Source organism: Pseudomonas sp. TNT2022 ID642, assembly GCF_028656995.1.
Classification (GTDB): domain Bacteria; phylum Pseudomonadota; class Gammaproteobacteria; order Pseudomonadales; family Pseudomonadaceae; genus Aquipseudomonas.
The window spans coordinates 1-6054 of record NZ_JAMDGW010000047.1; the positions used below are offsets into that span (position 1 = coordinate 1).

The 6054-nt window shown below is 59.8% G+C and carries 8 protein-coding genes; 2 read left to right on the forward strand and 6 right to left on the reverse strand.

The features are described 5' to 3' along the window. Nucleotides 1–451: 451 nt before the first annotated feature. The 5 genes from moaE to M5G26_RS29350 all read right to left on the reverse strand — a co-directional run bounded on the left by moaE (nucleotide 452) and on the right by M5G26_RS29350 (nucleotide 3632). A complete protein-coding gene (gene moaE / locus M5G26_RS29330) occupies nucleotides 452–913 on the reverse strand; it encodes a molybdopterin synthase catalytic subunit MoaE (protein ID WP_134176679.1) in 462 nt (153 codons plus the stop codon). Nucleotides 914–916: 3 nt separating this feature from the next. Continuing rightward, the gene (locus M5G26_RS29335) at nucleotides 917–1168 is read right to left on the reverse strand and encodes a MoaD/ThiS family protein (protein WP_273917178.1); all 252 of its coding nucleotides are present in this window, start codon (nucleotides 1166–1168) and stop codon (nucleotides 917–919) included. Beyond that, nucleotides 1165–1650 carry a cyclic pyranopterin monophosphate synthase MoaC gene (moaC, locus tag M5G26_RS29340; RefSeq protein WP_134176681.1) on the reverse strand — a complete coding sequence of 162 codons (486 nt, stop codon included), beginning with the start codon at nucleotides 1648–1650 and terminating at the stop codon, nucleotides 1165–1167. Before moaC ends, M5G26_RS29335 begins: the two co-directional genes overlap by 4 nt. Continuing rightward, a complete protein-coding gene (fdhD, locus tag M5G26_RS29345; RefSeq protein WP_273917179.1) occupies nucleotides 1647–2492 on the reverse strand; it encodes a formate dehydrogenase accessory sulfurtransferase FdhD in 846 nt (281 codons plus the stop codon). Before fdhD ends, moaC begins: the two co-directional genes overlap by 4 nt. Before the next feature lie 240 nt (nucleotides 2493–2732). Continuing rightward, complete coding sequence (locus tag M5G26_RS29350) at nucleotides 2733–3632, reverse strand: LysR family transcriptional regulator (RefSeq protein WP_007918939.1); 900 nt, start codon at nucleotides 3630–3632, stop codon at nucleotides 2733–2735. Nucleotides 3633–3920: 288 nt separating this feature from the next. Here M5G26_RS29350 and moaB point away from each other — a divergent pair, with 288 nt between their 5' ends. Both moaB and M5G26_RS29360 read left to right on the forward strand, forming a co-directional pair. Beyond that, nucleotides 3921–4460 carry a molybdenum cofactor biosynthesis protein B gene (gene moaB, locus M5G26_RS29355; RefSeq protein ID WP_273917180.1) on the forward strand — a complete coding sequence of 180 codons (540 nt, stop codon included), beginning with the start codon at nucleotides 3921–3923 and terminating at the stop codon, nucleotides 4458–4460. Next, a complete protein-coding gene (locus tag M5G26_RS29360; protein ID WP_273917181.1) occupies nucleotides 4457–5662 on the forward strand; it encodes a molybdopterin molybdotransferase MoeA in 1206 nt (401 codons plus the stop codon). The genes moaB and M5G26_RS29360 overlap by 4 nt, the downstream gene beginning before the upstream one ends. Before the next feature lie 52 nt (nucleotides 5663–5714). Here the strand turns inward: M5G26_RS29360 and M5G26_RS29365 are convergent. Then, on the reverse strand, nucleotides 5715–6054 hold a 340-nt coding region (locus M5G26_RS29365; protein WP_273917182.1), incomplete at its 5' end, for a hypothetical protein.

Sequence of the window (6054 nt, forward strand, 5' to 3'; positions counted from 1 at the left end):
TGTTCGTCGACCTGAAAGATGGAGTCGATTATGGATTTGATGGTCACCCGAAGGGGCCGACCGAGGTGTCTGGCGTTGTTCGTCGACCTGAAAGATGGAGTCGATTATGGATTTGATGATCACCCGAAGGGGCCGATCGAGGTGTCTGGCGTTGTTCGTCGACCTGAAAGATGGAGTCGATTATGGATTTGATGGTCACCCGAAGGGGCCGACACGAGGTGTCTGGCGTTGTTCGTCGACCTGAAAGATCGAGTCGATTATGGATTTGATGATCACCCGAAGGGGCCGACCGAGGTGTCTGGCGTTCTCCATGACCGGAAAGATCCCATCGATTATGGATTCACCACAACTCCTTCACGTCGGCGTACTTCTACAATATCCCCCAATCAGTCCCCTCTCCCTCGGGGCGGTCCGACGTTTCGGGAGGGCTAGGGTGAGGGGCGTTTGCTTTTCAGGCGTGCGCCAGACTCCAGCGCAACGCCGCATCCCGATCGCTCTCACGGCCCTCGACCCAGTGAGAACCCTCAGGCGTAGTCTCACGCTTCCAGAACGGCGCGCGGGTCTTGAGCACGTCCATGATGAACGCACAGGCCTCGAACGCCATATGCCGATGTTTACTGCTGACCCCGACAAACACGATCGGCTCGCACACCGATAACGCGCCGACCCGATGCACAATCTCCACCCCCAACAGCGGCCAGCGCTCACGGGCTTCTTCGGCGATCTGCTTGAGGGCTTTTTCGGTCATGCCCGGATAGTGCTCAAGAAACAGTTCATTCACGCTCTGACCAATATTCAGATCACGCACATAACCAATGAAATTCACCACCGCGCCCACCCGTGGATTGCGCGCGTGCAGATCAGCCGTCAACTGGCCGACGTCGAAGCTTTTGTGCTGGACTCGAATAGCCATCGATCAACCCCCGGTCACTGGCGGGAAAAAAGCGATCTCATCGAAATCTTCAATCACCTGACTCGGCTGACACAGCTCCTGATTCACCGCGCACATCAGGTTGCTGGCACCGAGCACTTCGCGCCACAACTCACCGCGCTGCATAAGCATTTGCCGCACATCTTCAACGCTGCCCAAAGCCACAGTCAGCGGGATCTTTTCACCACCCAGATTCAACCGATCACGGTAGCTGGCGAAGTAGTTGATCAGGATCATTGCGCGTCCTCCCATTGAAAGTGACCGGAACGGCCACCCTGTTTGCTGAGCAGGCGGATATCGCCGATGACCATGGCCCGATCCACCGCTTTGCACATGTCGTAAATGGTCAGCGCGGCAACGCTGGCGGCGGTCAACGCTTCGAGTTCGACGCCGGTCTGGCCGGTGAGGCGACAAGTGCTGGTGATCTGCACGCGATCCGGTTCGCAGGCCTTGAGTTCGACGTGGATCGAGCTGAGCAGCAGCGCATGGCACAGCGGGATCAGTTCGTGAGTGCGCTTGGCCGCTTGAATCCCGGCGATCCGCGCTACGGCGAAGACATCGCCTTTCGGGTGGCCGTTGGCCTGAATCATCTGCAAGGTTTCCGGGCGCATCTGCACCCAGGCTTGCGCCGTGGCTTCGCGGCGGGTCGCAGCTTTGTCGCTGACGTCGACCATGTTGGCGCGGCCCTGATCGTCGAGGTGGGTGAGGGTGTGGCTCATGCGGAAGTCTCCTGGATCGGGCTGTAGATTCGTGGGGCGTTGCGGTGCGGAATGTGGATCAGATTGAGCCGGTGCCTGAGTGCCCAGCGCACGGTCAATGCGGTAGGCGCGGACAGACTGACGAGGGTGCCGAGGCGTGCGCGCACGGCTTTGTGAATCAGTTCGAGGCTGCAACGGCTGGTGACCACGACGAAACCTTCAGCGGCGTCGATGGCATCGAGTTGCATCGCCCCGATCAGCTTGTCGAGGGCGTTGTGGCGGCCAATGTCTTCGCGGCACAACAGCGCTTCACCGTCGGCGTCGAAGTACAGCGCGGCATGCAAGGCACCGCTGCTGCGCGCCAGTTGTTGAGCGGCTTCGATGCGTTGGCGAATGCCGTCGAAATGCTCTGCCGGTGGCAGCGGTGAAGGTTGCAGGATCTGCAGTTGCGGCAGCGCCTGCTCCAGCGCTTCAACGCCACAGATGCCGCAACCGCTGGTGCCGGTCATTTGCCGACGATGATCCTTCAAGGCCCAGAACGCCCGGCTGGAAATCTGCACATCGGCCTGACAGGCCTGATCGAAATGCGTGAGGCGGATGTCGTAGATCTCGTCGACGCTGTCGATGATCGCGTTGCTCAGGCTGAAGCCACGGATGAAGTCTTCGAGGTTGCCGGGCGAGACCATCATCACTGCCTGGCTCAAGCCGTTGTAGGTGATGGCGAGAGCAATTTCCGAGGCCAGCGCGGCATGCGAGACGGCGGCGTCGGGCAGGTATTCGCGAAACGCCACCTGCGCCGGTTGAGGTGCTGGGGCGTTGGGTTCGCTGGTGGATTCTGTGATGGTTTCGACTTGGCAGAGCATCTTGAAAGTCCCGAAGCGCTGAAGAGTGTTCAGGCTACGGGGGCGTTAAAAGTGCGTCCAATCGCTTGTTCTGATGTGGTGATTGCTTTGGTCGATCAGCAGGATTTGTGTTGGCTGGTCGGGCCCCATCGCTGGCAAGCCAGCTCCCACAGGTTTCTGTGTCGTGCACAGAAACTGTGATCACATCGGAAACTGTGGGAGCTGGCTTGCCAGCGATGAGGCCGGGACATCCACCCTTGCTTATTCGGCAGAAACCTCAACCCCAAACAACTTCCGCGCCTCGGCAAAACACTTCTCGGCAATCGCCGAGCGCGGCTCGGTCTTGCGCATCACCAGCCCCAGCGGCGCCAGCACACTGGCATCCGGCAACTGCATGAACGACAGGTGCTCGATCGGCTCCTCAAGCCCGCTGTCCAGCGGCATGATCGCGCAGCAGAAGCCTTGGTGAATCGCCTGCAACAGCTGATAGGTCGAATCGCTTTCCATGATCGGCTGTGGACTGAGGCCACGGCTGCGGAAACTCAAATCGATGGATTTACGATAATGCATGCCGGCGGTGATCATCCCCAGCGGCAATTCGGCGGCGTCTTCCCAGCTCATTTCCGAGCCTTCGAAATGGAAATGGCGGTTGTCGTAAAGCAAGCCGACGCGGGTTTCGCCGATCTCGAAAAACTCGAAATAGTTCGGGTTGACGTGGTCCAGGTAACACACGCCCAGATCAAGCTGATTGTTGCCTAGCCCGGCAATGATCTCGTCGGAACTGAGCGACGACAGGCTGAATTTCAGTTCCGGGTAAGTGCCGGACAGACCCTGAATGTAATTGACCGGGTTGAAGCTGCTCAGCGGCACCAGACCCAGACGCAGACTACCCACCAGTTGCCCGCGACAGGCCGCCGCTTCGGCGAACAATCCGTCATGCGCTGCGAGCAAGGTGCGCGCCCAGGCCAGCACACGCTCGCCGGCCTGGGTGAAACCTTCAAAGCGCTGGCCACGGTTGACCAGCACCAGATCCAGTTCGTCTTCGAGATTGCGCAGGCGCATCGACAACGTCGGTTGGGTGATGTGGCAGCGTGCGGCGGCCTGGCCGAAGTGGCGGGTTTCGTCCAGCGCGATCAGGAACTTGAGTTGTTTGATGTCCACGATGGCACCTGCTCGATGAGGATTTTTGATTGAGTATTGACGCAGATGCGCGAGGCGCACGAAAAGCGCAGGGTGCGACGATCTCACTTGAACAGTTGTTCGTCCAATCGGAAGTGTTTAATGCACTATCGATCAGCTCTATCAGGCCCGATTTTACTGGCCCTGAACAACGTGAAAGGTACCGATAGAGCCGGTCGATAATGTGGTTGGCGAGAGTGATTAGACAGTATTCATAAGTGGCACTTAGGCTGCTCGGCAATGTTGATTGACTGCTGCCGGAGAACTGCCATGAGCGCCAAAGCCGATGCCCTGTTTGTCCCCCTGAATATTGCCGTGCTGACGGTCAGCGATACCCGCGATTACGCCAGCGATACGTCGGGCCAATTGCTGGTCAGTCGATTGCTGGAAGCCGGGCACACGTTGAGCGAGCGCAACTTGCTCAAGGACGATCTGTACAAGATCCGCGCGCAGGTCGCCCAGTGGATTGCTGACGAAGGCATTCAGGTGGTGCTGATCACCGGCGGTACCGGGTTTACCGGTCGCGACAGTACGCCGGAAGCGGTGGCTTGTTTGTTCGATAAACAGATCGACGGTTTCGGTGAGCTGTTCCGGGCGATTTCGATTCTGGATATCGGCACGTCCACCGTGCAAAGCCGCGCGCTGGCCGGGCTGTCGAACGGCACGCTGGTGTGCTGTCTGCCGGGTTCCACCGGCGCTTGCCGCACGGCGTGGGAAGGCATTCTTGCCGAGCAACTGGACAACCGTCATCGCCCATGCAATTTCGTCCCGCACCTGAAAGCCGCGCTAGCCTGCGGCACTCGCGGATGAGCCGGGCACCGTTGATGCCGGTCGAGGACGCACTCGACCAGTTGCTCGGCATGGCCAATGAGCAACGTCTGGCCGACAGCGAACTGCTGGCGCTCGACGAAGCGCGTGGGCGGGTGCTGGCCAGTGATCTGGTGGCGACACTCGACCTGCCGCCATGGCCGAACAGCGCCATGGATGGTTACGCGCTCAATCTCGCTGATCTGCACCGACAGCCGCTGAAGGTCTCACAGAAGGTTTACGCCGGGCTGGCGCCGGACACGTTGCTGCCCGGCACCTGCGCACGGATTTTTACCGGCGCGCCGCTGCCGCCCGGCGCCACCTGCGTCGAAATGCAGGAGAACGTCGAAGTGCTGGAGGACGGCCGCGTGCGCTTCTTGCAGCCGCTGAAGGCGGGGCAGAACATCCGCGCGCAAGGTCAGGAAAATCGCGTCGGCGACATCCTGCTGCGCGCCGGCAAACGCCTTGGACCATTCGAACTGGCAGTCGCCGCCGGGCAAGGGCTGGCGCAACTGCACGTGGTGCGTCGCCCGCGTGTGGCGCTGCTATCGACCGGTGATGAACTGGTCGAGCCGGGCCAGCCGTTGCGCCCCGGCAGCATCTACAACAGCAACCGCGTATTGCTCGGCCATTGGTTGCGTGAGCTGGGCTGCGAAGTGATCGACGCCGGGATCCTCCCGGATCGCCCGGCGCAGACGCGGCTCAAACTTGAGCAACTGCAAGTGAGCGCTGATCTGATTCTGACTACGGGTGGCGTGTCTGCCGGTGATGCCGATTGCCTCGGACAGGTACTACGCGACAACGGCAAACCGCTGTTGTGGAAACTGGCGATCAAGCCTGGCAAACCGCTGACGGTCGGGCATTTCGGCACGGTGCCGGTGATAGGTTTACCGGGCAACCCGACTTCGGCGCTGGTAACTTTTGGCTTATTGGCGCGGCCGTATCTGTTGCGCATTCAAGGCGTGGAAGAAGTCATGCCGCTGAGTTTTACGGTCAACGCGGGCTTCGATTGGCACAAGGCTGGCGGCCGTCGTGAATACCTGCGGGTGAAGCTGGAAGCGGGGCGAGCGGTGCTCTATCCGAATCAAAGCTCCGGCGTTCTGCTCGGCGCGACCTGGGCCGATGGCCTGGTGGAAATCCCCGAGAACAGCACGCACAACCTCGGCGACCCGCTGCGCTTTATTCCCTTCAACGAACTGTTCTGACCTCAACACCAATCAAAACTGTGGGAGCTGGCTTGCCAGCGATGGCGGCAGGTCAGTTGGCATTGATGTTGGCTGACACAGCCTCATCGCTGGCAAGCCAGCTCCCACAATGATTTGAGGTGATGCTTGATGTTGAGGATGTACACAGAACGTGTGGGAGCTGGCTTGCCAGCGATGGCGGCAGGTCAGTCACATTGACGTTGGCTGATACGGCCTCATCGCTGGCAAGCCAGCTCCCACAATGATTTGTGGTGATGCTTGATGTTGAGGATGTACACAGAACGTGTTGGAGCTGGCTTGCCAGCGATGGTGGCATGTCAGTCACATTGACGTTGGCTGATACGGCCCCTTCGCTGGCAAGCCAGCTCCCACAATGATTTGAGGAGGATGTA

Bases quoted from the DNA above. Each gene is read 5' to 3' on its own strand.
- moaE (WP_134176679.1), bottom strand. From the start codon at position 913: ATGGCTATTCGAGTCCAGCACAAAAGCTTCGACGTCGGCCAGTTGACG.
- M5G26_RS29335 (WP_273917178.1), bottom strand. From the start codon at position 1,168: ATGATCCTGATCAACTACTTCGCCAGCTACCGTGATCGGTTGAATCTG.
- moaC (WP_134176681.1), bottom strand. From the start codon at position 1,650: ATGAGCCACACCCTCACCCACCTCGACGATCAGGGCCGCGCCAACATG.
- fdhD (WP_273917179.1), bottom strand. From the start codon at position 2,492: ATGCTCTGCCAAGTCGAAACCATCACAGAATCCACCAGCGAACCCAAC.
- moaB (WP_273917180.1), top strand. From the start codon at position 3,921: ATGAGCGCCAAAGCCGATGCCCTGTTTGTCCCCCTGAATATTGCCGTG.
- M5G26_RS29360 (WP_273917181.1), top strand. From the start codon at position 4,457: ATGAGCCGGGCACCGTTGATGCCGGTCGAGGACGCACTCGACCAGTTG.